Source organism: Inquilinus sp. (genome assembly GCF_057815775.1).
Map to the genome: position 1 here is coordinate 1 of NZ_JBYRFX010000217.1, position 26371 is coordinate 26371.

General features: G+C 68.7%; 23 protein-coding genes. 15 read left to right on the top strand and 8 right to left on the bottom strand.

What is annotated here, in order from left to right:
• From AC3XYG_RS07595 to AC3XYG_RS07610, 4 genes are all read right to left on the bottom strand, one after another.
• On the bottom strand, window positions 1-1679 hold a 1679-nt coding region (locus AC3XYG_RS07595; protein ID WP_489139206.1), incomplete at its 3' end, for a DUF1176 domain-containing protein.
• Between the two features lie 51 nt (window positions 1680-1730).
• Entirely contained in the window at window positions 1731-2759 is a 1029-nt protein-coding gene (locus tag AC3XYG_RS07600) for a DUF4424 domain-containing protein (protein ID WP_489139207.1), read from the bottom strand.
• 81 nt (window positions 2760-2840) lie between these two features.
• A complete protein-coding gene (locus AC3XYG_RS07605; RefSeq protein ID WP_489139208.1) occupies window positions 2841-4793 on the bottom strand; it encodes a DUF5054 domain-containing protein in 1953 nt (650 codons plus the stop codon).
• Window positions 4794-4959: 166 nt separating this feature from the next.
• Window positions 4960-6009, bottom strand: coding sequence for a LacI family DNA-binding transcriptional regulator (locus AC3XYG_RS07610; protein ID WP_489139209.1), 1050 nt, complete (start codon window positions 6007-6009; stop codon window positions 4960-4962).
• A gap of 251 nt (window positions 6010-6260) precedes the next feature.
• Here AC3XYG_RS07610 and AC3XYG_RS07615 point away from each other — a divergent pair, with 251 nt between their 5' ends.
• The 7 genes from AC3XYG_RS07615 (at window position 6261) to AC3XYG_RS07645 (ending at window position 13659) form a co-directional block, all read left to right on the top strand.
• Entirely contained in the window at window positions 6261-7619 is a 1359-nt protein-coding gene (locus AC3XYG_RS07615; protein ID WP_489139210.1) for an extracellular solute-binding protein, read from the top strand.
• Between the two features lie 29 nt (window positions 7620-7648).
• Complete coding sequence (locus tag AC3XYG_RS07620) at window positions 7649-8557, top strand: carbohydrate ABC transporter permease (protein WP_489139211.1); 909 nt, start codon at window positions 7649-7651, stop codon at window positions 8555-8557.
• 1 nt (window position 8558) lies between these two features.
• On the top strand, window positions 8559-9383 hold the full coding sequence (locus AC3XYG_RS07625; RefSeq protein ID WP_489139212.1) for a carbohydrate ABC transporter permease: 825 nt from the start codon (window positions 8559-8561) through the stop codon (window positions 9381-9383).
• A 16-nt stretch (window positions 9384-9399) separates the two neighbouring features.
• Entirely contained in the window at window positions 9400-10509 is a 1110-nt protein-coding gene (locus tag AC3XYG_RS07630) for an ABC transporter ATP-binding protein (RefSeq protein ID WP_489139213.1), read from the top strand.
• Window positions 10506-11936, top strand: coding sequence for a CehA/McbA family metallohydrolase (locus tag AC3XYG_RS07635; protein WP_489139214.1), 1431 nt, complete (start codon window positions 10506-10508; stop codon window positions 11934-11936). The genes AC3XYG_RS07630 and AC3XYG_RS07635 overlap by 4 nt, the downstream gene beginning before the upstream one ends.
• Before the next feature lie 374 nt (window positions 11937-12310).
• Complete coding sequence (dksA, locus tag AC3XYG_RS07640) at window positions 12311-12730, top strand: RNA polymerase-binding protein DksA (RefSeq protein WP_489139258.1); 420 nt, start codon at window positions 12311-12313, stop codon at window positions 12728-12730.
• 275 nt (window positions 12731-13005) lie between these two features.
• Window positions 13006-13659 (top strand): hypothetical protein, encoded by a 654-nt coding sequence (locus AC3XYG_RS07645; RefSeq protein WP_489139215.1) that lies wholly within the window; start codon window positions 13006-13008, stop codon window positions 13657-13659.
• A gap of 45 nt (window positions 13660-13704) precedes the next feature.
• Here AC3XYG_RS07645 and AC3XYG_RS07650 read toward each other — a convergent pair whose 3' ends face one another.
• Window positions 13705-14571: an AraC family transcriptional regulator gene (locus tag AC3XYG_RS07650; RefSeq protein WP_489139216.1), complete on the bottom strand. Its 867-nt coding sequence runs from the start codon at window positions 14569-14571 to the stop codon at window positions 13705-13707.
• Window positions 14572-14764: 193 nt separating this feature from the next.
• Between AC3XYG_RS07650 and recA the strand changes: the two genes are divergently transcribed.
• The 6 genes from recA (at window position 14765) to AC3XYG_RS07680 (ending at window position 22112) form a co-directional block, all read left to right on the top strand.
• On the top strand, window positions 14765-15841 hold the full coding sequence (gene recA, locus AC3XYG_RS07655) for a recombinase RecA (RefSeq protein ID WP_489139217.1): 1077 nt from the start codon (window positions 14765-14767) through the stop codon (window positions 15839-15841).
• Window positions 15842-15954: 113 nt separating this feature from the next.
• The gene (gene gltX, locus AC3XYG_RS07660; protein ID WP_489139218.1) at window positions 15955-17307 is read left to right on the top strand and encodes a glutamate--tRNA ligase; all 1353 of its coding nucleotides are present in this window, start codon (window positions 15955-15957) and stop codon (window positions 17305-17307) included.
• Between the two features lie 70 nt (window positions 17308-17377).
• Window positions 17378-18241, top strand: a complete 864-nt coding sequence (locus tag AC3XYG_RS07665; RefSeq protein WP_489139219.1) for an NYN domain-containing protein — start codon at window positions 17378-17380, stop codon at window positions 18239-18241.
• 109 nt (window positions 18242-18350) lie between these two features.
• Window positions 18351-19733: a cysteine--tRNA ligase gene (cysS, locus tag AC3XYG_RS07670; RefSeq protein WP_489139220.1), complete on the top strand. Its 1383-nt coding sequence runs from the start codon at window positions 18351-18353 to the stop codon at window positions 19731-19733.
• Window positions 19734-19740: 7 nt separating this feature from the next.
• Window positions 19741-21336, top strand: coding sequence for a citramalate synthase (gene cimA, locus AC3XYG_RS07675; RefSeq protein WP_489139221.1), 1596 nt, complete (start codon window positions 19741-19743; stop codon window positions 21334-21336).
• Window positions 21336-22112: an RNA methyltransferase gene (locus tag AC3XYG_RS07680; protein WP_489139222.1), complete on the top strand. Its 777-nt coding sequence runs from the start codon at window positions 21336-21338 to the stop codon at window positions 22110-22112. Before cimA ends, AC3XYG_RS07680 begins: the two co-directional genes overlap by 1 nt.
• Before the next feature lie 12 nt (window positions 22113-22124).
• Here AC3XYG_RS07680 and AC3XYG_RS07685 read toward each other — a convergent pair whose 3' ends face one another.
• Window positions 22125-23249, bottom strand: a complete 1125-nt coding sequence (locus AC3XYG_RS07685) for an alkene reductase (RefSeq protein ID WP_489139223.1) — start codon at window positions 23247-23249, stop codon at window positions 22125-22127.
• A gap of 121 nt (window positions 23250-23370) precedes the next feature.
• On the opposite strand from AC3XYG_RS07685, the gene AC3XYG_RS07690 reads away from it, so the two are divergent.
• Window positions 23371-24300 (top strand): LysR family transcriptional regulator, encoded by a 930-nt coding sequence (locus AC3XYG_RS07690; protein WP_489139224.1) that lies wholly within the window; start codon window positions 23371-23373, stop codon window positions 24298-24300.
• 19 nt (window positions 24301-24319) lie between these two features.
• Here the strand turns inward: AC3XYG_RS07690 and AC3XYG_RS07695 are convergent, their stop codons facing one another.
• Entirely contained in the window at window positions 24320-24739 is a 420-nt protein-coding gene (locus AC3XYG_RS07695; protein WP_489139225.1) for a Fur family transcriptional regulator, read from the bottom strand.
• 43 nt (window positions 24740-24782) lie between these two features.
• Window positions 24783-25418, bottom strand: coding sequence for a PadR family transcriptional regulator (locus AC3XYG_RS07700; RefSeq protein ID WP_489139226.1), 636 nt, complete (start codon window positions 25416-25418; stop codon window positions 24783-24785).
• A 292-nt stretch (window positions 25419-25710) separates the two neighbouring features.
• On the opposite strand from AC3XYG_RS07700, the gene rpsD reads away from it, so the two are divergent.
• Window positions 25711-26325 (top strand): 30S ribosomal protein S4, encoded by a 615-nt coding sequence (gene rpsD, locus AC3XYG_RS07705; protein ID WP_489139227.1) that lies wholly within the window; start codon window positions 25711-25713, stop codon window positions 26323-26325.
• The last annotated feature ends 46 nt before the right edge of the window (window positions 26326-26371 follow it).

Sequence of the window (26371 nt, forward strand, 5' to 3'; positions counted from 1 at the left end):
GTCAGCGGCAGATAGGTGCCGCTGACCGCGCCGTTGTTGCCGCCATAGGGCCGCTGGTCGTCCGATGGGCCACTGGTGGGCTGCACCTCATCCACCGTCAGCACTCCGCCGTCGCGCGACAGCTTCAGCACCCAGCCGTCATCGACTGGGACGGACAGCTTGGCGCCGGCCGCGGTGCCGGAGCCGCCCACATCGCAGACCCAGCGGGCGTTCAACTGCTCGACCGTCTCGATGCTCACCGTCAGGCTGCCGCCCTTGGCCGGCTTGATCTCCACCGTGCCGAAGCTGTTGCCCCAGGCGCCGGCGAATCCGGCTGATGCCGCGGCCTTCACCCGGCCGAGAAACTCGACCCGGTTCTTCATCCGCTCGCCGAGATCCGCCAGCCGATCCGCATCGCCCGTGTCGCCGAAGGACTGGTCGCGCAAGGCGATGAAGGTCTGCTGGTCCTGCTTCAGCGCCGCGGCGGTCTTGCCGTCCAGCGCCTGGCGCAGCCGGCCGTACAGCGTGGCGATGTCGGCATCCGCCTTGGCCAGCGGGACGCTGCCGCAAATCGCGACCTCGACCGGGGCCTTGGCCTTGGTGCAGTCGAAGGACGGCTTGGCCTGGCCGGGCGTCGTGCTTGCCGCTGCTGCCTTCGTCTCCGCCACCCGCCACAGCGTCGGCCAGTCGCCGGGCAGGCCGCTGCACTTGTCCTGGCGGCTGAAGCTGCTCAGCTGAAAGTCCTTGCCGTCGAAGATCCAGCTGGCGGATTCGCCGCAATCGGCCGGGCCGCGGCCCTTGGCCGAGAAGGCGAACTCGCCGCTCGCCGCCTCATAGTCGGGCTCGATGAATTCGTCGAAGCTCTCGCCGGTCGGCTGGGGCAGGACCAGCTTCTGCGCCGCCTTGGCGTCCTTCACCGGGGCGCGGAACACCACGAAACCCGACTGGTAGGCGCCATGGATGCAATCGACCATGACCAGCGCCTCGGTGTCGGTCAGTGCGACAGCCTGGTCGTAGCGCGGTTCGTCCGGGGCCACGCTGCAGTCCGACAGCGCCGCTTCCTGCGATGCCCGCACCCCTGATATCAGCGCCTTGGCTGTGCTGTCGGACAACGGCGCCGGCGCCGGGGCCGGCGGCTTCAGCACCGGCAGGGCCGGGCCGGCCGGCACGGTGCTGGCGGCTGCGGTGCCAGGATGGATCAGCGCGGTGCGGGTGCCGACGCGGCCCTGGGCGTCGTCCATCCCCAGCAGCGCCGCGGTGATGCCGTTCAGCGAGACCTCGCCGGCATCGCCGCCGAGGCTCAGGGTGGTCCCGGTCAGCAGCGCCTGCAGGGCGTCGATGGTGTTCTGTTGGCCGTCGACGGTCAGCAGATAGTCGCCATCCTTCGATTTGTCGGTCCACCAGCCCTTGGGCACCGCCGTGTCGTCCAGCTGCAGGTCGGCGACGCCGAAGCGGTCCCCGGCCTCGAGGCTGATCTCGACCCGGCCGTCCGGGCCGGGATCGCGGGCGATGCGCAGCACCGACGTCCCGTCACTCTCGGCGAATCCCTTGGCCTCGCACCGGCCACCATTGTCACAGGCCAGCAGCCAGTCCTTGAACTCCTTGTACAGGGGCAGGGGCGGCGGCTTGGTGGCGGCGGCCGCGGCCGGCAGGGCGGCGCCGCAGGCCAGGGCCAGGGCGATCGGGACGAGAAGGCGCATGGGAATTGCTTCCGCTGTCGAAGGGCGGGATCAGACGGCCAGGACGATCGCTCAGTCGTCCTTCCGCGGCGTCAGGATCAGCACGTCGAGATCGGCGGTCGGGGTGAAGTCGGTCTTCCGCATCTCGAACTGGGTCGGCGAGATCTTCTTCAGCCCGTCGCCGCAGAAGGTGACGAGATAGGACGGATCGCCCTTGTCGACCACCAGCCGGAAATCCTTGATCGGCGCCGCCCAGTTCGCGCCCGTCTTCAGGATGTAGGAAATGCGCTGGTCGCCGAACGGCGCGAACTCGGCCTTGGCCGCCACCCGGGCCCGCTCGATCGCGGCCAGGAAGCCCTTGTCCACGCAGTACTTGCTCACATACTGGGTGTAGTCGCTGTCGGGCGCGGGGTCGGGGTAGGAGAGGGCGGTGCCGACGCCGCTGCCGGTGGCTGGCTTGTACTTGTGCTCGATCACCACCTCGCGGCCGGCCGGGAAGGTCTGCTGGAAATGATAAGTGGTCTTCAGCGTCCAGCTCGGCGCCAGGTGCCGTTCCCAGCCTTTGCCGGCGTCGTATTCGTTGACAATGGCGAGGCCGAGCTTCTCCATCTCGTCCCACTTCGCCTTCGGCAGATCGTCCAGCCCGACATAGTCGTCGGCCGGATACAGCGGCGCGCCCAGCTTCTGCAGCAGCGCGGTCTGGTCGACGCCATTGCCGAAGGCCTTGACCTCGACCTGGGTGGCGACCGGCTTGCCGTCGGCTTTGGTCGAGAAGTCGAGGAAGTTCTCGGTGCCCGGATGCGGCACGGCGGTCATCCCGTCGATGAAGTCGAGGGTGATGTCCGGCATCGGGAAGGCGACCGTGACGGTCTTGTCCTGCGCCGACCGGTTGAAGAAGTGATAGGTGACCCGGATTTCCTTGGCCGAGACATAGAGATCTTCCGACCGCATCTCGATATCGGCGGTCTTGGTCAGCACCAGGCCGCCGGTCGCCAGTTCCGCCGTCGAATCATTCGCCTGCGCTGTGCCGGCCAGGGCGAACAGGCTGGCGGCCATACCGGCGACGAGGCCGATCGAAAGAATGGTGGAATGGGTCTTCACGATCGGCTCCCCCGCAATTCGACTCTTGCCGCAATCCACACCCGGCGTCGGGCTTTTCTATGGCATGCGGCGCGCCGAAACTCACGCGGCCAGGCGCAGCCGGAAGCGGAACTGGAAGGTCCCTTCGCACCACATCGGGAAGTTGGTGCCCCATTTGTTGTTGTGCAGGTTGATCCGCACGCCGCCGGAATAGTCGGGCAGGCCGGGGGCGAAGGGCATGAAGGGCGAGGCGGCCGGCGCCGCCAGCGGTGCGTCGAGCGACTCGAACCCGATCGTCGTGCCGCCGGCCGTGGCGCGGATGGCCGAGACGGCCTGCAACTGGCCACCGCCCTTGGGGGTGATCCGGTCGGCCGGCTGCCACAGCCCCATCTTGCGGAACGCCCAGCCCGCGGCACCGGCCGGGGTAAAGCCGAGGAAGCTCGCCTCCGGCATCCGGTTCGCCGGCTTGTCGCGCAGCACCAAGGTCAGGTCCAGGCTTTCGCCGGCCGGCGCGATGCGCAGCTCCACCCGCTGCGGGGCGCCGAACGTCACATGCGCCTCCCCGGGCAGGTCCAGGAGCAGCGTCACGGCCGACCCATCCTGTACCAGCCCGGCCAGGCGGGGCTGCCACGCGGCGGAGCGCGGGGTCTTCGCCCGGTCGAGCCCCGGCTTGTTGTGGTCGAGGACGGCCCATTCCGTCCAGTTGGTCAGATAGCCCTGCATGTGGGCGGTGACGTCGGCCGCGTCGTAGCTTTCATAGCCATAGGCGATCAGGCTGCCGTCGAGCCCGGCTAGCGTCCGGCCATTCGGCGCAACGACGGCGCCGATCGCACCGGTGGTGCCGTCGATGACCAGGCGCCAGTCGCCGGCCCGGGCCTCGATCGTGCCTGCTGCCGGCTTGACGTCACCTGTGACCGGCTGCCCCGGCTGCAGCTCTGCCAGGGCCCGGTCCGCCACCTCGCGATCGGCGTCCGACAGGACGGCCACGGCGTGGTCGAGATAGCCGCGCTGTTCGGCCCAGGAGCGTTCGGTGAAGCGGAATCGCGGATCGTTCTGCCGCGCCGCCTCGAAATCGGGCCGGTCCCAGGCCGTCTCGTCGCGCAGGAAGGTCTTGATGTCGACGCCGCAGGTGTGTTCGGCGACCATCGCCAGCCGACGGCCGAAATCCAGCCGGCTGGCGGTCAGATCCTCCCCGGCGAAACGGTCATAGACGCGCTGCAGTGCCAGGAACCGGGCCGTCTTCTCCGGGTCGGTGGCGCTGCCATGGATCCAGCTGTCGCCGATCTCACGGTCGACCACGGGGAAGCGCTCGCGCTGCGGCCAGATCGCCGCGGCGAAATCGTCCAGGGTCGAGGCGCGGATGGCGTCGCCCGGCCGCGCCACCCGCAGGTCGCGATGGCATTCGGTGGCTGCGGCGATGGTCTGCGGCCCGACATTGTCCATGGTGTGGGCGAAGCTGAGCCCCTGGTCCATGCCGTCGGGGAAGAAGGTGGCGCCGTAGCTGCTCTGATACGCGACCAGCACCTCCTCGCCGGACGGCGCGCGCCAGCGGAACAGCGGCGGCACCTCGGGCAGGGTCGAGGCCGAATTGACGCCGATGTGGAGGAAGCGGATGCCGGCCTCGGCCAACAGCGGCACGATGCCCAGCGGATGGCCCGGCACGTCGGTCATCTTGGCCGCGATCGTGGTGGTGCCGAAGCGGCGGTCCAGCGCCTGGGCGTAGGACAGCCCGGCCCGGAACAGCGCCGGCGACATCAGCTCGCTGTGGGTGGTGAAGGGCAGGCCGTGCCAGCGGATCAGCCCGCGCTCGATCGCCTGCTCCAGCCGCCGCACCTTGTCGCGCGGCTGGGTCTCCAGATGGTCCCAGATCAGCCAGGCGCCGGTGGTCCAGACGAACATCCGCTGCGCCGGATCCTCGGCGAAGAAATGCTCGCCGGTGTCGATCGCGCGCGGAATGAACACCTCGTGGTATTCCCGTCGCACCGTCTCGGCCAGCTGGGTGAAGCCGATGTCGAGATGGGTCTTGAAGACGAGGTGGATCGTCCTGCCGGTCATCGTCTTGTCCTTCTGGATCTGCAGGAGCCTGTCCGGAAATGCGCTGGCGTGAGTCGATTGGTGTCGGTTTCGAGAACCGGCGCGCAGCGGACATCTCGTCCGTGAGCACCGGAAGCGGAGAAGCCGGCATCAAGCGGCCGCGCCAGTAGCATTTGCGGGCGGGCTCCTAGCCGACGGTGCCGCGCACGACCAGCTTGGTGCGGATCGTCTCGGTCAGGGGCGGTGCTGTGCGGTCCTGCAGCCGTTGCAGGATCAGCCGGACGAGGGCGGCCACCCGCTCCTCGACGTCGATCTTGATGGTGGTCAGGTCGTAGCTGTGCCAGGCGGCCTGGTCGATGTCGTCGAAGCCGACCACGCTGACATCGTCCGGCACCCGCAGGCCCAGGCCATGGCGCAGCGCGTCGAGGATGCCGAAGGCGCTGACGTCGTTGGCGGCGAAGATCGCCTCGGCGCCCGGGCCGGCGCGGAACAGCTCCAGCGTGGCAGTGAAGCCGCGCTGATAGCTGAAATCGCCCTCGGCCACCACGGCCGGGGTCATGCCGCGGGCGGCCAGCACCTGCTGCAGCGTGCGCTGCCGCGCGACATTGGCCTGGGCCTTGGGATGGCCGGCGAGATAGGCGATGCGCTTGCGGCCGAAGCCGGACAGCAGCGCGACCGCCTGTTCGATGCCGTCGCGCTGCAGCACGCGCAGGCAGTCGAAACGGTTCATCGCCGATTCCGGCGGCGGCGGCGGGTCGCCCGCTTCATCGGGATAGTCGACATAGACCGGCACCGCCTGGTCGAAGGCGCGGTGCAGCAGGTCGGGGCGCACATTCTCGGTGAACACCACGATGCTGTCCGGATTGTAGGCCCGCATATAGGACAGCAGCTTCGGGTCCAGGCTGCGGTCGACCTTGGTCTTGAACAGCAGGGTGGCGAAGCCGCGGGCCTGCAGCGCCGTGGTCAGCGCGTCGATCTCCAGGCTTTCCCAGGGGCTGCAGACATGCGGCACGATCACGCCGACCAGGTGCGACCGCTGCGTCGCCAGCGCCCGGCCGGCCATGTTCGGGACGTAGCTCAACTCCTCGGCGATCTGCAGCACCAGGGCCCGCTTGTCCGCCCGCAGCGGTGCGTTCGGATTGAAGGCGCGCGACACCGCGGCCCGGGACACCTGTGCCCGGTCGGCGACGATCTCGGCGATGGATAGTCCCTTCCGGGGCCCGTCCGCGCTTCCCACCTGTGCCCTCTGTCGATTGAAATCGCTTTCACCAAAGACTGGTCGGCTGCCGCCGGGCTGTCAAGCCGGGTCGAACTTCCTGGAAGAAAATTTGGCTGGAATGCTCGAATTTCGATCGAAGTGTATGGACCGAAAGGACCGGGCATCGGCCACCATGGAGCGCCATTGACGCCGGACTGAAAGCGTGTTCACTTTTGAGCGAGGCCGCATCCCGCCCGAAGGATGCGCCCGCCCATGGGAGGAGAGAGCGCATGACCGCACATCGCCTGGGACTGCTCACCATCGGCCTCGCCGCGACCCTGTCCTGGGGCGCGCCGGCGCAGGCCGCCGACCTGTCGATCGTCTGCCGCTGCGTCGAAGGCGGCGCGAACGGCGAACTGGCCCGCTGGATCAAGGGCTGGGTCATCCCCGAATTCGCCAAGACCCCGGCGGGGGCCGACGGCACGGTGACGCTGAAGCAGTTCGGAGGCACCGACGAACAGCTGACCCAGCAGCTGGCGCTCGATTTCTCCACCGGTGCCGGCGCCGACATCTCCAGCTTCGACGGCTTCCTGATCCCCAGCTTCGTCGAGGGCGGGCTGCTCAAGCCGCTCGACGAGATCGCCGGCGCCGACGTCGACAGCTGGGACGGCTGGCCGCACATCTCGGCCGGCGCCCAGGCGCTGATGTCGTACCAGGGCAAGCGCTACGGCCTGGCGGAAGGCACCGACATCCGGGTGATCTTCTATCGCCGCGACCTGTTCCAGAAGGCTGGGCTGAAGGCCGATGGCTGGCAGCCGGCCAGCTGGGACGAACTGCTGGCCGCCGCCCGGGCGCTGAAGAAGGCCGATCCCGACAGCTTCCCGCTGCAGATCAACGCCGGCGTCTCGATGGGCGAGGCCACGACGATGCAGGGCTATTACCCGCTGATCCTCGGCGCCGGCGAGGCGCTGCAGGACAAGGACGGCAAGTGGATCACCGCCAGCCCGGCGATCCTGGCGGCGCTGAAGCTGTACAAGACCATCTATGTCGACGAGAAGCTGGGCGACCAGCGGGCGCAGCTGCTGGCCGACGGCCGCAACCGCAGCTTCGCCAATTTTCGCGACGGCAAGACCGCGATGCTGGTCGAGGGCGACTGGTTCTACCGCTCGGTCACAGCACCTGGCAGCGAATTCGCCGTCGCCGACCGCGACCACACCATGGCCTGGGCCAAGATCCCGGCCGAGACCGCCGGCCATGGGCTGGAGGGGCGCGACTTCGTCACCATCTCCGGCGGCACCGGCTTCGTGCTCAACCCGAACACCGAGAACCCGAAGCCGGCCTGGGCGCTGCTGGCCTTCATGAACAGCCAGCAGGCGCTGACCGCCTATCAGGGCTTCGAGGAGAGGATCCGCACCCGCGACGACGTGCCGGTGCCGAATTCGGCCTTCCTGCAGGACACCGCCAAGGCGCTGCTGCCGATCACCACGGCGCGGCCGAACGACCCGAATTACGAGAAGGTCTCGGCCGAGCTACAGCGCATGACCGAGGCCGTGGTGTCCGGCAACGCCACGCCGGAGGAAGCGATGGCCCGCTATGGCGAAGCGGTGAAGAAGATCGTCGGCGACGCCGACACCGTCAGCAAGAGCTGAGGGTGGGGGCGCTGGTGAGAGAATAGGCGGTGAAGCGGACCACCCTGCTGACCGCCCGCACCGGGGCTGCGTTCATGGTGCCGGCCGGGATCCTGGTCGGGCTGTTCGTCGTCGTCCCGTTCTTCTGGATCATCGCGGTCAGCTTCACCAACCGCACGCTGCTGGGCCGCACCGCGCTGCACCCCGATTTCGTCGGGCTGCAGAACTACACCTCGCTGTTTGATGGCAGCAGCTTTCTCGCGCCGGGCGAATTCGGCGCCTCGCTGATCCTGACCATCCAGTTCGTGCTGCTGTCCGCCCTGGTCGGCCAGGCGGTGCTGGGCCTGCTGCTGGCCTGGCTGCTGCAGAACATCCCGCCGGCGCTGAAGGCCGCGGTGCAGGCGGCGGTGGTGGCGGCCTGGATCCTGCCAGAGGTGGTGATCGGCTTCGCCTGGTTCGCCTATCTCGACCGCGATGCCGGTACCCTCAACGGCATCCTCGGCGCGCTCGGCCTGCCCGGCGCAGACTGGCTCTTGGACATGCCGTTCCTGGCGATCGTGGTGTTCAACACCTGGCGCGGCACCGCCTTCTCGATGATGCTGTTCTCCTCGGCGCTGCAATCGATCCCGCCGAGCTATTTCGAGACCGCGAACGTCGTCGGCGCCTCGTCCTGGCAGAAGCTGCGCGACATCGCCCTGCCGCTGATCCGCGGCCATGTCGTCACCGACCTGATCCTGGTGACGATGTGGACCTTCAACGTGTTCACGCCGTTCCTGCTGACCGGCGGCGGCCCGTCCTTCCGCACCGAGATCCTGTCGATCTACACCTACCAGCTCGCCTTCAAGCATTTCGAATTCGGCCGCGGCGCTGCGGTCGGTGTCGTCATCATGCTGATCAACTTGGCCTTCGCCCTGGTCTATCTCGGCCTGGCGCGGCGCCGCCGGACGGCGGAGCATTGAGATGCCGCTGCGCAAGCTCTTGATCCGCATCCTGTTCTCCGGCCTCGCGGCGCTGATCGGCCTGGTCTTTGCCCTGCCGCTCCTGTGGTTCGTGCTGGCGCCGTTCAACGCCCGGGCCGAACTCGGCCTCGCCGTGCCCGCCCCCTTCACCCTCGGCAATTTCACCAAGGCGTTCGAGAACGGCTTCGCCATGCGGGCGCTGCTGAACAGCCTGATCCAGAGCGTCGGCGGCGTTGCCCTGGTCACCGGCGCGGCGACGCTGGCGGCCTATGCCATGTCGCGGGCGCCGATCCCGGGCAAGGGCCCGATCACCTACCTGCTGCTGCTGTTCTCGTCGGTCGTCTCCGGCTCCGCCGCCATGGTGCCGATCTTCCTGATCGTCAGCGCCATCGGCCTGATCGACACCCACATCGCCGTCATCCTGGTCTTCGCCGGCGGGCTGCTGCCGACCGCGATGTTCATCCTGCGCGACTTCATCGACGGGCTGCCGCGGACCTATGAGGAATCGGCCCTGGTTGCCGGCGCCTCGCCGCTGCGCGCCTTCTTCGATGTCGCCCTGCCGGTGATCCGGCCGGGCGTCGTGGTGGTGGCCGTGTGGGCCTTCGTGCAGATCTGGGGCAGCTTCCTGATCCCCTTCGTCCTGCTGCGCAGCGAATCCCGGATGCCGGCCTCGCTCGCGATCTATTCCTACTACTCCGAGGCCGGCACCCCGATCGTCACCCTGCTGGCCGCCTATGCCGTGGTCTATTCGGCGCCGGTCGTGGCGCTCTACCTGTTCGTCAGCTGGAAGTTCGGGTTCCGGTTCTTCGGCGGCATAAAGTCTTGAGAAAGCGGGAGACCTGATGGCTTCGGTCAGCTTCGAGGGCGTGCAGAAAGCCTTCGGCACCCTCACCGTCGTGCGCGACATCAGCCTCGGCATCGGCGACGGTGATTTCGTCTGCCTGCTCGGGCCCTCCGGCTGCGGCAAGACCACGACGCTGCGCATGGTGGCGGGGCTGGAGCAGCCGACTGCCGGCCGCATCCTGATCGGCGGCACCGACGTCACCCACAAGCCGCCGAGGGACCGCAACCTCTCGATGGTGTTCCAGGACTATGCGCTGTACCCGCACATGTCGCTGGGCCAGAACATCGGCTATCCCCTGAAGGTGCGCGGCGCGCCCGTGGACTCGCGGCGCGGCCGGACGCAGGAGGTGGCGGATATCCTGCAGATCGGCCATCTGCTCGACCGGCTGCCGTCGCAGATCTCCGGCGGCCAGCAGCAGCGCGCCTCGCTGGCCCGCGCCCTGGTCCACCCATCCCAGGTCTATCTGTTCGACGAGCCGCTCTCCAACCTCGACGCCAAGCTGCGGCTGGAGGCGCGGGCCTTCCTGAACCACCTGCAGCGCGACATCGGCATGACCGCGGTCTATGTCACCCATGACCAGGCCGAGGCCATGGCGCTGGCCACCCGGATCGCGGTGATGGAGGCGGGGGAGGTGGTGCAGTACGCCCCGCCGCTGGAGGTGTATCGCCGCCCGGCCACCACCTTCGTCGCCGGCTTCGTCGGCAACCCGCCGATGAATCTGGTGCCGGCCGAGGCAACGCTGCGCGACGGCGCCGCGATCCTGGCGGCCGAAGGGCTGCAGGCGCCGCCGCTGCCGCTGTGGGACGGGCTGGCCCGCGCCATCGACCGCGCCGGCCGCGTCACCCTCGGCATCCGGCCGGAGCATCTGGGCATTGCCGGCGGGGGAGACGGCTGGTGCCTGTCCGGCCAACTGTTCGCCAATGAGGGCATGGGGCCGGAAAGCCTGGTGACCATGCTGCTGCCGGGCGACCGCCGGGTCACCGCCCGGATCTTCGGCGACGATCCGATCCATCTCGGCCGCGACGTCCGGCTCGGCTTCCGGCCGGAGGATATCGTGGTGTTCGATGCCGAGGGCCGCCGGATCCCGGGGGTGGAGGAGGGGCGGTGACGGCAGCCGGCCGGTCCGATCGCACGCTGACCGTCCGGGTGACGGCGGCGAAGGCGGCGACCGGACCGTATCTGCCGGTGCCGCTGGAGATCCCGCCCGGCACCACCCGGATCGACGTCGCCATGGCCTACCCCAAGGCCGGCGACTGCATCATCGATCTCGGCCTGATGGATCCGCGCGCCACCGGCTTTCCCAGCCCGGCCGGATTCCGCGGCTGGAGCGGCGGTGCCCGCGACGGCGTCTTCGTCGCCACCGACGACGCCACCCCCGGCTATGTGCCGGGGCCGATCCCGCCTGGGGCCTGGACCATCCTGCTCGGCCTGTACCGGGTGCCGCCTGGTGGCACCGAGGTGACGCTGTCGATCCAGCTCGACGACGCGCCGCGGCCGCTGTGGGTGCCCGAGCCGGCGGCGGAGGTCGATGACCCTGAACCCGGCTGGTATCGCGGCGACCTGCACTGCCACACCCATCACAGCGACGCCAAGGGTGCGCCGGAGGTGCTGCACGAAGCGGCGCGGCGGGCCGGCCTGCGCTTCCTGGCGGTGACCGACCACAACACCACCACCCAGCGCCGCTATTTCGCGCCGAGAAGCAGCCGGGATCTCGTGTTCATCCGCGGCGAGGAGATCACCACGGCGGAGGGCCATGCCAACGTCTTCGGCGCCGAGGACTGGATCGACTTCCGCATGACGGCGCCGGCCGATGTGCATCGCCTGGCGGCCATGGTCCACCGTGCCGGCGGCCTGTTGTCGATCAACCATGACAAGCCGCCGATCCCGTGGCGGCACGAGCTGCCGATGCTGGACTGCATGGAGGTCTGGCAGTCGCACTGGTTCGCCGGCAACTGGATCTCGCTGGCGCGCTATGACGAGCGGCTGCGCGCCGGCTGGAAGATCGCCCTGATCGGCGGCAGTGACTGGCACCAGCCGGTGGCCGTGACGCCGCCGGGCCCCCTCGGGCTCGGTCGGCCCACCACCGCGCTGTGGCTGCCCGAATTGTCCGAAGCGGCCGTGCTGCGCGCGCTGCGGGCCGGGCGCGGCTATGTCACCGAAGGGCCGGACGGGCCGCATCTCGCCGTCACCGTCAGAGGCGTGCCGATGGGCGGCAGCCATCCCGGCGGCACGCCCTGGATGGTGGAGGCGGAGGTGCATGGCGCGGCCGGCGACCGGCTGGTCTGGGTCGATGCCGGCGGCGTGGTCGCCGAGCAGGTCGTGCCGGAGGATCGCTGGACGGCGCGGCTGACCCTGCCGGCGCCGGACTGCTTCCTGCGCGCCGAGATCGTCGCCGCGGCCAGCCGGCCCCGGCTCGAGGCCGACTTCCTGCAGGCGGTGGCCGGGCGCAGCCTGCCGGCCGGTGTCACCCGCCAGGACATCGTCGCCCAGCCCCTGCGCCGGGCCCTTGGCAACCCGGTCTATGTCGGGGGATGAGACCCGACGGGCGAGGCTGTGACAGCGGTCTCAATTCCCATCTTTCGCCTCGTGCATGGCCGTCCGGAGTTTCGCCACACTCTGATCCCCTTGCGTTCCTGGCCCGTTCGGCGGTATCAGGGCGCCGCATGCCGCAATGCGAAGATCGGTCCGAATTGTGACCCGTCCTCGCCGCGGCGCCCCGATGCGGCGAGGCGAAGCGGCGTCCGGGGGCGACGGGTTTTGTGTGGTCGTTCAAAGTCGTGGAAAATCAGCGGGTTGGTCGATTTGATCCGCGCATCGTTTCGATTGTTTCCAACCTAGCGTCTCCCTATACTCCGCGCCGCCTAAGGCCCGGAGAGGCCGGCACGTCAGACAGTGAGTGGTTGTTTGCGATGACAGCGATGCTTCTGCCTCCGGACTATCGTCCATCGGATGATGAAGATTTCATGAATCCGATGATGATCGAGTATTTCCGGCGAAAGCTTCTGAAGTGGCGGGCCGATCTGCTCGCCGAATCCAGCGCGACCCTGAGCAGCCTGCAGGATGGCGGCATCCAGGAGCCGGATCTGACCGATCGGGCTTCGGCCGAGACCGACCGCTCGCTCGAGCTCAGGACCCGCGACCGCGAGCGCAAGCTGCTGTCCAAGATCGATTCGGCCATGCGCCGGATCGAGGACGGCAGCTACGGCTTCTGCGAGGAGACGGGTGAGCCGATCGGCGTCAAGCGGCTGGAGGCGCGCCCGACGGCGACCTTGAGTCTCGAGGCGCAGGAGCGCCATGAGCGGCTGGAACGCACCCACAGCAACGATTGACCAGCCCACGGCGCCTTGATGGCGCCGTTCTGGTTTCTGGTCTTCTTGGGCCGCAAGGCGTCGTTCCGGCTTCTGTTTCCCTGGGCGGATGGCGCCGCCGCCGTCCCGGGCGTCATTGTCCTTTGTCCGCGCTGGTCAGCGCCGTTCGTATCTCCGCCTTCGTCCCCTCCCGTGCTAGGGTGGCGCCGGGGCATTCAGATCGAGGGTTTTCGATGTATCGTGGCGCTGCGCTTATCGCCGCTCTTCTCGCCGTTTCAGGCTGCGGGATCGACCCGGTGAATCCGAAGGAGGCCCGCGTCGACTACGCGGGCTTCGTCACCTCCGCCGATCAGGCCGCCGTCTACGCCAATGCGCAATGCGCCACGATCAACCGCCTGGCCGTGTTCAAGGTCGAGGACGTGGTCGATGGCCGGAAGGGCGCGACCTTCCAGTGCCTGCCGGTGCCGAAGTGCTATCCGCAGGAAGCGGCGGCCCCCGGCCAGCCGGTCGCCCTGACGCCGGCGATGCCGGTGGCGACGCCTGCCGTGGCGACCCAGCCGCAGCAGCCCTATGTCGTGCCGGCCAGCGCATCGGCTCGGCTGCCGGGCCCGATCGTGGCGATGGCGCCGGTCAACTCGGCGCGCGACCGCCGCGCCGCCCGGAAGTCGAGCCAGTCGTCGATCGACAAGCAGGCGGACGACACCTATCTCCCATTCGCAGCCCGGCCGGTCGCGGCCGGCCCGCAGCCGCAGCCGATCCCGTCCTTCGAGGCGATCAACATCCCGACCGGTCCCAACCCGGTCTCGGCCGAGGAGCCGGGCCCCCAGCCCGCTGGCTCTTTCGCCACCGCCACAGCGTCCAGCTGGCAGCAGGCCGTGACCTGCAAGCCCAACGCGACGCTGCCGCTCACCGTCAACCACCTGCCGACCGGCGACGTCTACCCGTTCTGATCAGCCGGGTCCGGGAGCGTCTCATCGACACTCCCGGATCGGCCGTCAGCCGCGCGCCTCCGGCAGCGCCAGGATCGGCAGGTGGATGTCGGTGAGCAGTGCCGCCGCCGGAGTCGTCCGCGGGTCGTTCAGATACTGCTCGAAGATCGGCGCCGCGGCCGGCTCGGCGCCGCTGACCGGCAGCCAGGTGCGGTACAGCCAGGCATAGGACCGCTCCAGTTCGGCATAGGGGCCGGTGTGGCGCAGCACGGCGTGCGGCCCGCCGGCGACGGTCAGGAGGGTGACCTCGCCCTCCACCGCCACACCCTCTGGCACCTCCAGGCACGCGTCGGAGCGCAGGGCGTCCGGCGCCACCGCCGCCGGATCGTCGTGATAGAGGCCCAGGCTGCGGGCCTCGGGGCGCAGCAGCTGGCGGGCCTGGGCCCAGGCCATCAGCGTGTCGAAGCTGCGGCCAACCTCCATATAGGGGCCGATGTGGCGCACGGCGGCGACGCGAATCGGCGCCAGGATGCGGTAGGTGACGTCGGGCATGGCGTTGTCTCCTTCGGGTGGGTCGAAGGGGAACGACCGGCGCGTGTCGCGATAGGCGGCCGGCGGCCGCCCATACCGTTCGGCGAAGGCCCGGCTGAAGGCGGCAACGCTGCCATAGCCGGCCTGCCGCGCCACCCGGGCCACCGCGGTCTCGCCGCCCAGCAGGGTGCCGGCGGCGCGGTGCAGGCGCAGCCGGCGCACTGTCTCCGCCACCGTCTCGCCCAGCAGGTACCGGTAGGCCCGGTGGAAGTGGTGGGGCGAGAAGCAGGCGACCGCCGCCAGCCGGTCGAGATCGACCGGGTCGTCGAGGTGGCCGGCGATGTGATCGATCACCCGCTGGATGCGGGCGAGGTGGCGGTCGAGGGTGGTGTCCTTCGGCATCGGTTCGTTCTCCCAGCCTTTCTCCTAGCCCGAAGCAGATTGATCCTGCTTGCGAAGCTGGGGATCGGAAAGGGGCTGGTGCCAGCCATTCCGCGGCATTCGGAAGATCGTCGCTTGCGTCATGTGAACAAAACGTGTACGAAACCTGCATTGACGTGGCGATACCGCCCATGCAACTGGAAAGGGACAGGTGATGTCGATCCCGACTCTCCGTGTTGTGGAAAGAGCCCCGATGGACAAGACCAAGGCGCTTGAAGCTGCCCTGACCCAGATCGAACGCGCCTTCGGCAAGGGGTCGGTGATGAAGCTTGGGGCCCGGCCCCAGGTCGATGCGGAGGTGATCTCGACCGGTTCGCTCGGTCTCGATATCGCCCTCGGCATCGGGGGCCTGCCGAAAGGCCGGATCGTCGAGATCTACGGCCCGGAAAGCTCTGGTAAGACCACCCTGGCGCTGCATGCCGTGGCCGAAGCGCAGAAGGCCGGCGGCACCTGCGCCTATATCGACGCGGAACATGCGCTCGACCCCGGCTATGCCAAGAAGCTGGGCGTCAACATCGATGAGCTGCTGATCTCGCAGCCCGATGCCGGCGAACAGGCGCTGGAGATCACCGACACGCTGGTCCGCTCCGGCGCGATCGACGTGATCGTCATCGACTCGGTCGCGGCCCTGGTGCCGCGGGCCGAACTCGAAGGCGAGATGGGCGACAACCAGCCCGGCCTGCAGGCGCGGCTGATGAGCCAGGCGATGCGCAAGCTCACCGGCTCGATCTCGCGGTCGAACACCCTGGTGGTCTTCATCAACCAGATCCGGCTGAAGATCGGCGTGATGTTCGGCAACCCGGAGACGACGACCGGCGGCAACGCGCTGAAATTCTACTCCTCGGTCCGGCTCGACATCCGCCGCATCGGTGCGATCAAGGACCGCGAGACCGTCACCGGCAACCAGACCCGGGTCAAGGTGGTGAAGAACAAGATGGCGCCGCCGTTCCGCGTCGTCGAATTCGACATCATGTATGGCGAAGGCATCTCGAAGACCGGTGAGCTGCTCGATCTCGGCGTCCAGGCCGGGGTGGTCGAGAAGTCGGGCGCCTGGTTCTCCCATGACGGCCAGCGCATCGGCCAGGGCCGCGAGAACGCCAAGACCTTCCTGCGCGACAATCCCGAGATGGCGAAGGTGATCGAGGCCAAGATCCGCGGCAATGCCGGGCTGGTCTCCGACAAGATGATGGCCACGGGCGGCCCGGAAGAGGGCGAAGCCGCCGAAGAGTAAGATCCGCGGGTGCCGGCCCTGAGCCGGCTCCGACGACGGAAAGGCCCGGATTTCCGGGCCTTTTCCGTTATGGCCCCGATCGTGCTATGTCCCCGCTCATGACCGTCTCGACCATGACCGCTTCCGCTCCGATCGTCACCCGCTTCGCGCCCAGCCCGACCGGGCTGCTGCATGTCGGCAATGTCCGCACCGCTCTGGTGTGCTGGCTCGCCGCCCGCGTCTCCGGCGGCCGCTTCCTGCTGAGGCTCGACGACACCGACACCGAACGCGGCAGCGCCGAATTCGCAGCGGCGATCGAGCGGGATCTGCGCTGGCTCGGCCTCGGCTGGGATGGCTTCGCCCGCCAGTCCGATCGGACCGACCGCTATCGCGACGCGCTCGACCGGCTCAAGGCCTCCGGCCGGCTCTACCCCTGCTACGAGACGGCGGAGGAATTGGAGCTCAAGCGCAAGAGCCAGCTGACCCGGGGCCTGCCGCCGCTCTACGACCGGGCGGCGCTCGACCTGACCGATGCCGACCGTGCCAGGCTGGAGGGGGAGGGCCACCGGCCGCATTGGCGCTTCAAGATGGCGGATGCGCCGGTCGAATGGCACGACCGGGTCCGCGGCCCCGTGCATTTCAACGGCCGCGACATCTCCGACCCCGTGCTGGTGCGCGCGGATGGCCGGCCGCTGTACCACATCGGCTCGGTGGTCGATGACATCGACATGGACGTCAATCTGGTGGTGCGCGGCGAAGACCATGTCGCCAACACCGCCATGCACATCCAGCTGGCCGAGGCGCTGGGCGCTGCCCCGCCGGCCTATGCCCATCTGGCGCTGATCGCCGACGCCGACGGCCATGGCCTGTCCAAGCGGCTGGGCAGCCTGTCGCTGCGCAGCCTGCGCGCGGACGGGATCGAACCGATGGCGGTCACCAGCCTGCTGGCGAAGCTCGGCACCTCCGACCCGATCGAAGCACAGCTGTCGCTCGACCCGCTGGTCGCGGCCTTCGACTTCGCCAAATTCTCGCGCACCACGGCGCGGTTCGATCCGGCCGAGCTGCAGCGGCTGAACAACCGCATCCTGCACGAGACGCCCTATGTCGCGGTGCGCGACCGGCTGGCGGCGCTCGGCCTCGGCGCGGTGGACGAATCGGCCTGGGCGGTGCTGCGCCCCAACCTGCATCGCCTCGAAGACATCGCCGACTGGTGGCGCGTGGTCACCGGGCCGATGACGCCCGTGCTCGGCGACGCGGCGTTCCTGGCCACGGCGGTCGAACTGCTGCCGCCGGAGCCCTGGGGCGACACCACCTGGGGCGATTGGACGGCCGCGGTGCGCGAGCGGACCGGGGTCAAGGGCAAGCCCCTGTTCATGACCCTGCGCCAGGCCTTGACCGGCCTCGACCATGGCCCCGAACTGCGCGGCCTGCTGCCGCTGATCGGCCGCGATCGGGCCTTGGCACGGCTGTCCGGCCGTGAGGCGTGACGATCCGACATACCAAATCTTAATTCGCCCCCTCTTGGCGAGGGGCTGTCCGTCGAGGTAAGAAGCGGTCATGACCGACGAGACTTCGTTTGCCCATGACGCCCCGGCGCTGCCGGCGGCTGCGGTCTTCCTCGATGTCGCATCGCTGGCCGACGACGAGCCGGAAAGCCTTGCCCGCGTCCTCGGGGGGCTTGGCACCGTCTGCCGTCCGGTCCGCCGCATCGCCTATGCCGACTGGGCGGCCTTGCCCGATCTGCGCAGCGTCGCCCACCGCCACGGCTTCGACCAGGTGCAGACCACCGAGACCGAGCGCGGCGGCAAGCCCGCCCCGCTGCGCCTGGTGGTCGACGCCATGGAAGTGGCACTGCTGGAAGGCGCCATCGACACCGTCGTGCTGGTGACCGGCAGCGCAGCACTGCTACCGCTGGTGCGCAGCCTGCGCCGCCACGGCAAGCAGGTGATCGGCATCGGCCCGGCCCGCCGCCTCGACCCGCTGTTCCAGGCGGAATGCGACCGGTTCGTCGATTGCGCCATACTCGGCCGGCCGCAGCGGGCCGCGGCCCCGATGCGGCCCGACATGCGGTCGACCCCCGAAATCCGTCCGGCCCCTGCGCCGGCGCGCGCCAATGTCCCGCTCCGGCCCGAGCCGGCGCCGCTGCTGCGGTCCGAACCCGTCCCGGTGCGGCCGGCCGAACCGGCGCCGCGGCTGCGCATGGGCCCGCCGGCCGATGCGTCCCGGCCCGCCCGCCTCGGCCCCGCCACGGCGGAGGCACCGCGCCCGGCCGCCCAGGCCCGTGCCCATCGGCCATCGCTGACCGCGCAGTTCGACGAGCCGGGGGCCGGCCTGCCGCACGCGCCGATGGCCGGCCCGCCGCTGATGGCGGGCAGCCCGGTGGTGCCGCAGCGCAAGGGCTGGTTCGGTAAGCGCCGCTGACCGGGCTGCCTTGCAATCCCCCGAGGCCAAGCGGCCTTGGACGCCGGCGGCGTGATCTGGTAATCGTCGCGGTCCCGACCAAGCCGGCCAGACCGTAGGATTCCGACCCGTGGCGCTTACCCTGCACAACACGCTCACCCGGACGAAGGAAACCTTCGTCCCGATCGACCCGAGCCATGTGCGGATGTATGTCTGCGGCCCGACGGTCTACGACTACGCGCATATCGGCAACGCCCGGCCCATCGTCGTGTTCGACGTGCTGTCCCGGCTGCTGCGGTCGCTGTATCCGCGGGTGACCTATGCCCGCAACATCACCGACATCGATGACAAGATCATCGAGCGGGCGGCGGCGAACAACGAGCCGATCGGCGAGCTGACGCAGCGCACCGGCCAGGTCTTTGCCGAGGACATGGCGGCGCTGGGGGCTTTGCCGCCCGACGTCCAGCCGCGCGCCACCGAGCATATCCCGCAGATGGTCGCGATGATCGGCACGCTGGTCGGCAACGGCCATGCCTATGCCGCCGACGGGCATGTGTTGTTCAACGTGCCGTCGATGCCGGAATACGGTCAGCTGTCGCGCCGCAACCGCGACGAACAGATTGACGGCGCCCGGGTCGAGGTCGCGCCGTACAAGCGCGACCCGGCCGATTTCATCCTGTGGAAGCCGTCGACCGACGAACAGCCGGGCTGGGACAGCCCGTGGGGCCGCGGCCGGCCGGGCTGGCACATCGAATGCTCGGCCATGGCCGCCGCCCATCTTGGCGACGTGTTCGACATCCATGCCGGCGGCATCGACCTCGTCTTCCCGCATCACGAGAACGAAATCGCGCAGAGCCGCTGCGCCCATGGCACGCCTGTGATGGCGAATATCTGGCTGCACAACGGCTTCCTGCAGGTCGAAGGCCAGAAGATGTCGAAGTCGCTCGGCAACTTCTACACGCCGCATGAGCTGCTGGGGGAGTTCCCGGGAGAGGCGCTGCGCTACGCCCTGCTGTCGGGCCATTACCGCCAGCCCATCGACTTCACCAAGGAAGGGGTGCGCCAGGCGCGGGCGGCGCTCGACCGGTTCTATGGCGCGCTGCGCGCCGTCGGGACCATTGCTGCCGAGCCGGGCAAGGCGCCCGCCGCACTGCTGGCGGCGCTGGAGGACGACCTCAACACGCCGCAGGCCCTGGCGGCACTGCACGAGACCGTGGGCGAGCTGAACAAGGCGACCGAACCCGCCGAGCAGGCCCGGCTCAAGGCCGAGTTGCTGGCGGGCGGCGCGCTGCTGGGTCTGCTGGAGCAGGCGCCGGAGGAGTGGTTCCGCTGGCAGCCCAAGGCCGCGTCCGGCCTGACCGACGCCGAGATCGAGGCGCTGGTGGCCGATCGCCGGGCGGCGCGGGCGGCGAAGAACTTCGCCGAGGCCGACCGGCTGCGCGACCAGCTGGTCGCCGCCGGCATCGCGCTGGAGGACAAGCCCGACCGTACCCTGTGGCGGCGGGAGTGGTGAGGCCGTCATGACCGAGCGGATCTGGCTGTTCGACACCACGCTGCGCGACGGGGCGCAGACCCAGGGCGTCGACTTCTCGGTCGCCGACAAGATCGCCATCGCCAAGCGGCTCGACGCGCTGGGCATCGATTATGTCGAGGCCGGCTGGCCGGGGGCCAACCCGACCGACGACGCGCTGTTCGCGGCACCGCCGAAGCTCGACCGCGCCATCTTCACCGCCTTCGGCATGACCCGGCGGCCGGGGCGCAGCGCCGCCAACGATCCCGGCCTGTCGGCGCTGCTGAACAGCGACGTGAAGGCGATCTCGCTGGTCGGCAAGACCTGGGATTTCCATGTCGACGTCGCGCTGGGCATCCCGCGCGACGAGAATGTCGTGCTGATCGGTGACAGCGTCGCCGAGGTGGTCGGGCGCGGCCGTGAGGTCGGCTTCGACTGCGAGCATTTCTTCGACGGCTACAAGGCCAATCCGGACTATGCCCTGGCCTGTGCCAAGGCGGCGTTCGAGGCCGGCGCCCGCTGGGTGGTGCTGTGCGACACCAATGGCGGCACCCTGCCGCATGAGGTGAGCGAGATTGTCACGGCCGTGGCCCGCCACATCCCGGGCGACCGGCTGGGCATCCACACCCATGACGACACCGGCAATACCGTGGCCAACACGCTGGCCGCGGTGCGCGCCGGGGTGCGCCAGGTGCAGGGCACGCTGAACGGCCTGGGCGAGCGCTGTGGCAATGCCAACCTGATCACCCTGATCCCGACCCTGGTGCTGAAGATGGGCTTCGAGACCGGCGTGACGGAGGCCGGCCTGGCCTCGCTCACCGATCTCAGCCACTGGTTCGACGAGCGGCTGGATCGCGTGCCGCAATCCAGCGCGCCCTATGTCGGCGGCCGGGCCTTCGCCCATAAGGGCGGGCTGCACGTGTCCGCCATCGCCAAGGATCCGCGCTCCTACGAGCATGTCGCGCCAGAGCGGGTCGGCAATCGCCGCCACCTCGTGGTCTCCGACCAGGCCGGGCGGGCCAACATCCTGGCGCGCTTCGCCGAGATCGGTGTGCCGATCGACCCGAAGGACCGCAATGTCGAGCGGCTGGTCGACCTGGTGAAGCAGCGCGAATTCGAGGGCTATTCCTACGACACCGCCTCCGCCAGCTTCGAGCTGATGGCGCGCCGTATGCTGGGCCAGGTGCCGTCCTTCTTCACCATGGAACGCTTCACCGTGGTCGATGAGCGGCGGTTCAACGCCCGCGGCGAGATCGTCCAGGAATCGGAAGCTACGGTGCTGGTGCGGGTCGGCGACCAGACCCTGCATGAGGTCTCGTTCGGCAACGGCCCGGTGAACGCGCTCGACAACGCCATGCGCAAGGCGCTGGAGCCGGCCTATCCGGCGCTGCAGCCGCTGCGGCTGGTCGACTTCAAGGTCCGCATCCTCCGCTCCAATGACGGCACCGGCGCCATGCCGCGGGTGATGATCGAGACCGAGGATGCCGACGGCACCCGCTGGTCGACCATCGGGGTCTCGACCAACATCATCGATGCCTCGTTCGAGGCGCTGGGCGACAGCTTCACCTACAAGCTGCTGCGCTCGGGCACCGAGGCGATTCGCTGATGGCCGGCACCGACCAGACCCAGACCCCGCGCACCGGCGGCCCGGCGATCATCCTGATCGAGCCGCAGATGGGCGAGAACATCGGCACCGCGGCGCGGGCGATGCTGAATTGCGGCCTGACCGATCTGCGGCTGGTGCGGCCGCGCGACGGCTGGCCGAACCCCAGGGCGGTGCCGACCGCGTCGGGCGCCGACGCCGTGCTGGACCACGTTCGGGTGTTCGAACGGACCGAGGATGCGATCGCCGGCCTGACCGCCGTCTACGCCACCACGGCGCGGCTGCGCGACCAGCTGAAGCCGGTGGTGACGCCGCGCCGGGCGGCGGAGGAGATGCGGGCGCACCACGCCGCCGGCGCCGATTGCGGCATCCTGTTCGGGCCGGAACGGGCCGGCATGACCAATGACGACGTCGCCTTGGCCGATGCGGTGGTCAACGTGCCGCTGAACCCGGCCTTCTCCTCGCTGAACCTGGCCCAGGCCGTGCTGCTGCTGTCCTATGAATGGTTCACCGCCGGCGACGCGACGCCGGGCCGGCAGATGACCTATGAGGACGACACCCCGGCGGCGACCAAGGACCAGCTGATCAACATGTTCGAGCATCTGGAACAGGTGCTCGACTCCCGCAACTTCTTCCGGGTGCCGGAAAAGCGGCCGAGCATGCAGCGCAACATCCGCGCCTTCCTGCAGCGCGCCCAGCTCTCGACGCAGGAGGTCCGGACCCTGCACGGCATCATCGTCGCCCTGTCGGGCCAGAAGAAAGAGTCCGGCGGCGAATAGGCCGTTCCGAGGTCAGGCCGATCCCGGTGCGGGTTCATCCGCATGGCGGGGATAGTCGATGTATCCGGCCGGGCCATCCGTATAGAACGTCTCGGAATTCCATGTGTTGAGCGGCCAGTCATTGCGCAGCCGTTCGACCAGGTCGGGGTTTGCCAGGAAGGGTTTCCCGATCCCGATCAGATCGGCCACGCCCGCATCGATGGCGGCCTGCCCGTTGTCCTTGAGGTAGCCGCCGGCGAGGATCAGAGGCCCTCGGAAGGCGTTGCGAAACGATCGGAGAAAATTCTCCGGAATGGAGACATCGTCCACCCATCGGGTTTGGTCGCTGACGTGCAGATAGGCGACGTTGCGCCTGGAGAGTTCGGCCGCGAGTGTCAGATAGGTCGCGGCCTCGCCTTCGAATGCCGGCATCTCATTGTAGCGGCCGAAGGGTGACAGCCGGATCCCCGTGCGCTCCCTGCCGATGGCGCTGATCACCGCATCGACCGTCTCCAGCGTGAAGCGAATGCGGTTCTCGATCGAGCCGCCGTAGCGGTCGTCGCGGGTGTTGAGCGCGCCGTTGATGAACTGGTCATGAAGATAACCGTTGGCGGCATGGATCTCGACACCGTCCAGCCCGGCCTCCCGGGCGTGGCGCGCCGCCCGGGCGAACTCGCCGACGATCTGCGGGACCTCTTCGGTCCGCAAGGCGCGCGGCTTGCTCTGCACGAGGAAGGCCGGCAGTCCGTCCTTGTCGAAGGCCATGGCGATTGCCTTCGTCGCGCCCGCGTCGGTGGAGCTGACGGTCGCCTGGCCGTTCGGCTGATGCGAGAAATGGCTGGCGCGGCCGCCATGCCGAAGCTGCCCGAAGATCACCCCGCCATGGTCATGAACCTCGTTGGCCACATGGCGCCACGAATCGATCTGGGCCGGCGTGTAGAGGCCCGGCTCGAACGCCCAGGTGCGTGCCCATTCGCTGATGGCGATGCTGCCTGTAATGATAAGCCCGGCGCCCGCGCGCTGCGCGAAATAGCGCGCCGTGTTCGCGTCCGGGGCCCAGTCCCGGTTTCTCGCGCGCGATCGCTCCATCGGCGCCATGACAATGCGGTTCTTGAGTGGAAGAGGGCCGAGATCATAGGGGTCGAACAGCGACGGCATAGCGGCAGCTCCATTCATCGGGGAAAAGATTTGGTGCCGCGCTTGATCTAATTCCGATGATGGGTCCCTATTAGATGGCCGTGGATCGACTTATTGTTGTGTCTGAGGCTACAAAGAGCGGATGGACACACGCTTTGACGGTATTGCGGAGTTCGTCGCCGCGACGCGATCGGGGAGTTTCACCGCGGCTGCCGTCGAGCTTGGCCTGACCAAGTCCGCGGTCGGGCGGGCGGTGTCGCGGCTCGAGGCGCGGTTGGGCGCCAAGCTGCTGCACCGGACGACACGCCGTCTGATCCTGACGCCGGCGGGAGAGGCCTGGCTCGAACATTGTGTTACGGCGCTCGCCGAACTCGATCGCGGCGAGAGCGAACTCGTCCTCGCCCGCGACACGCCCTGTGGCGACGTGCGGATCGACCTGCCGACAGCGTTCGGCCGGCTGCTTGTGATGCCGGTGCTGTTCGACTTGGCTGAACGCTACCCGGCGCTGCGTCTCAACGTGAGCTTTACGGACCGGCGGGTCGACCTTATCGGCGAAAACATCGACCTCGTGGTGCGGATTGGCCATCTCGACGACACGGCCGAGTTGCTCGCACGTCAGATTGGAATCCAGCACTCGGTGATCGTCGGCGCGCCGGGATATATCGCCAAACGCGGCGTTCCCGGGTCCCTGGCCGATCTCGAAGGCCACGATTGCATCGTCGGGCGACGGCAAGGAAGTCGCGTTCCCTGGTTGCTGAAACAGCCGGATGGTTCGATGGCGCGGCCGGCTATTTCCGTCAGACATGAAATCCAGGATTTCGAGATGATGCAGGGGGCTGTGAGGGCAGGGCAGGGCCTGGCGCAGCTTCCCCTATGGATGGTTCAGGATGACATCCGGGATGGCAGGCTGCTGACCGTCCTCGACGGGATGTCAGGCGGGGAGGTGCCGATCAACCTGCTTTGGCCGCGGACAAAGACCCTGCCGGCCAAGATCAGGGTCATCGTGGACGGTCTGGTGCAAAATACGTCCCGGCTTTCTGGTGGCCCCTCAAAGCGCGGCGAAGGGCCCTGAACGGAAGGTGGCCCGGACCCTACGCTTGCCCGTGCCAGGCCGGGTCGGCCAGGGGCGCGTCGGGGTGCAGCTTCTCGACCACCAGTTCGACCCGCCCGCGGAGCAGGTGATAGCCGAACTGGCGCAGCACATCCGCCAGGGCGGCGCGCAGTTGGACGTCGCCCAGGGTCAGCGTCTCGAGCGGCCGGGTCGGCTCGGCTGGCGGCCAGCCCGCGCGCCGCGTCGTGTCGTTCCACCAGCCGCGGGCGCCGGTGCGGCGCAGCGCAGCCAGGAAGCGGTAGACGGTGGCCAGGCTGATACGGGGATCCAGCCGGCGCGCCCGGCCCAGGATCTCCTGGGCATCGAGCGCGCCTTCGGCCTCGGCCAGCACGGCCAGCAGCACCCGGCGCGGCCGGGTCGGCCGCAGCCCGGCGTCGCGCAGCTTTGCGACGCTGGGCAAGCTTGCTGCCGATAGGGCAGGGGCGGGGCTCACGCCGTCACCCTCAGCCGCGCCGGATCTCGGCCGCGGCCCGGGCCAGGATCTCGACGATCCGGGTCTCGGCCTCGATATCGGATTCCAGCTTCTGCCCCGTCGCCTCGCGCAGGTTGTCCAGTGCCGCGATCACCAGGGACGGCATCCGGCTCGACCGCTCGCGCTCGCCGCCGAAGGCCCGGTTCATCCGGCTCATCTTCTCGCCGATGGCGAACAGGCGGCCGACGATGGCGTCGACGATGGTGCGGTTTTCCTCGATATAGGCCCGCCCCTCGATGGTGATGGTGTAGAGCTTCTTGGTGCCCTCGGTCTCGACCGTGACGTAGCCGGCCTCCTCCAGGAAGGTCAGGGTGGGATACACCACGCCGGGGCTCGGGCTGTACCAGCCGCCGGTCTTTTCCTCGACCAGCTTGATGATCTCATAGCCGTGGCGCGGCTGTTCCGCGATCAGGGTCAGGGCCAGCAGGCGCAAATCGCCCTGGGCCAGCATCCGCCCGGCGCGCATCATGTCGCCGCCGCCGAAGCCGCGCCCGCCGCCCTCGCCGAAACCGTGATGGCCGAACATTCCGCGGCGACCGCGGCCCCCGGCCGACATGCCGTCACCACACTCGCCGCGATGCCCGCGATGGCCTCTCATGCCAAACATCGAATGAACTCCTTCATGTTCGATATATCGAAAGATAGGTCTCTCTGAGATCGGTTTCAAGATATATCGAAAGATGTGTCTTGAGTGCCGTCCGGCCAATGGGCATAGTCGCGCCGCGGCGGATGCGGCGTCCAGGCGGGCTTCAAGGGCCTCAAGGCTTGACAATGCCCGGGAAATCGCGTCTTTCACCGCTTCCATTCCTGGGAACGTGGGTCCGGTGCATGAGCCGGCGCCCCGCACTGCCTTTGGGCAGGGCCTACCGGGACAACACGAAGACAGAAGGATCTCGCGCGTGAGCAAGCGCCAGAATTCCAAGCACAAGATCGACCGCCGCCTTGGCGTCAATCTCTGGGGTCGTCCGAAGAGCCCCCTGAACAACCGCGAATACGGCCCGGGCCAGCATGGCCAGCGGCGCAAGAAGCCGACCGATTTCGGCACGCAGCTGATGTCCAAGCAGAAGCTGAAGGGCTATTACGGCAACATCGGCGAGAAGCAGTTCCGCCGCCTGTTCGACGAGGCCGTGCGCCGCAAGGGCGATACCGGTGAGAACCTGATCGGCCTGCTCGAGCGCCGCCTCGACACCGTCATCTACCGCATGAAGTTCGTGCCGACCGTCTTCGCCGCGCGCCAGATCGTCAACCACGGTCACATCCTGGTCAACGGCAAGCGCCTGAACATCCCGTCGTACCAGGTCAAGGACAACGACGTGATCGAGGTCAAGGAGAAGTCGCGCGAGCTGCCGGTCATCCTCGGCGCCATCTCGTCCTCCGAGCGCGACGTGCCGGATTATCTCGACGTCGACCACGGCTCCCTCAAGGGCAAGCTGATCCGCACCCCGGCCCTGGCCGACGTGCCGTATCCGGTCCAGATGGAACCGAACCTGGTGGTCGAGTTCTACAGCCGCTGATCCAGCCGGCTGACCGAACAGAAGGGGCGGCCGCGGGCGCCCCTTT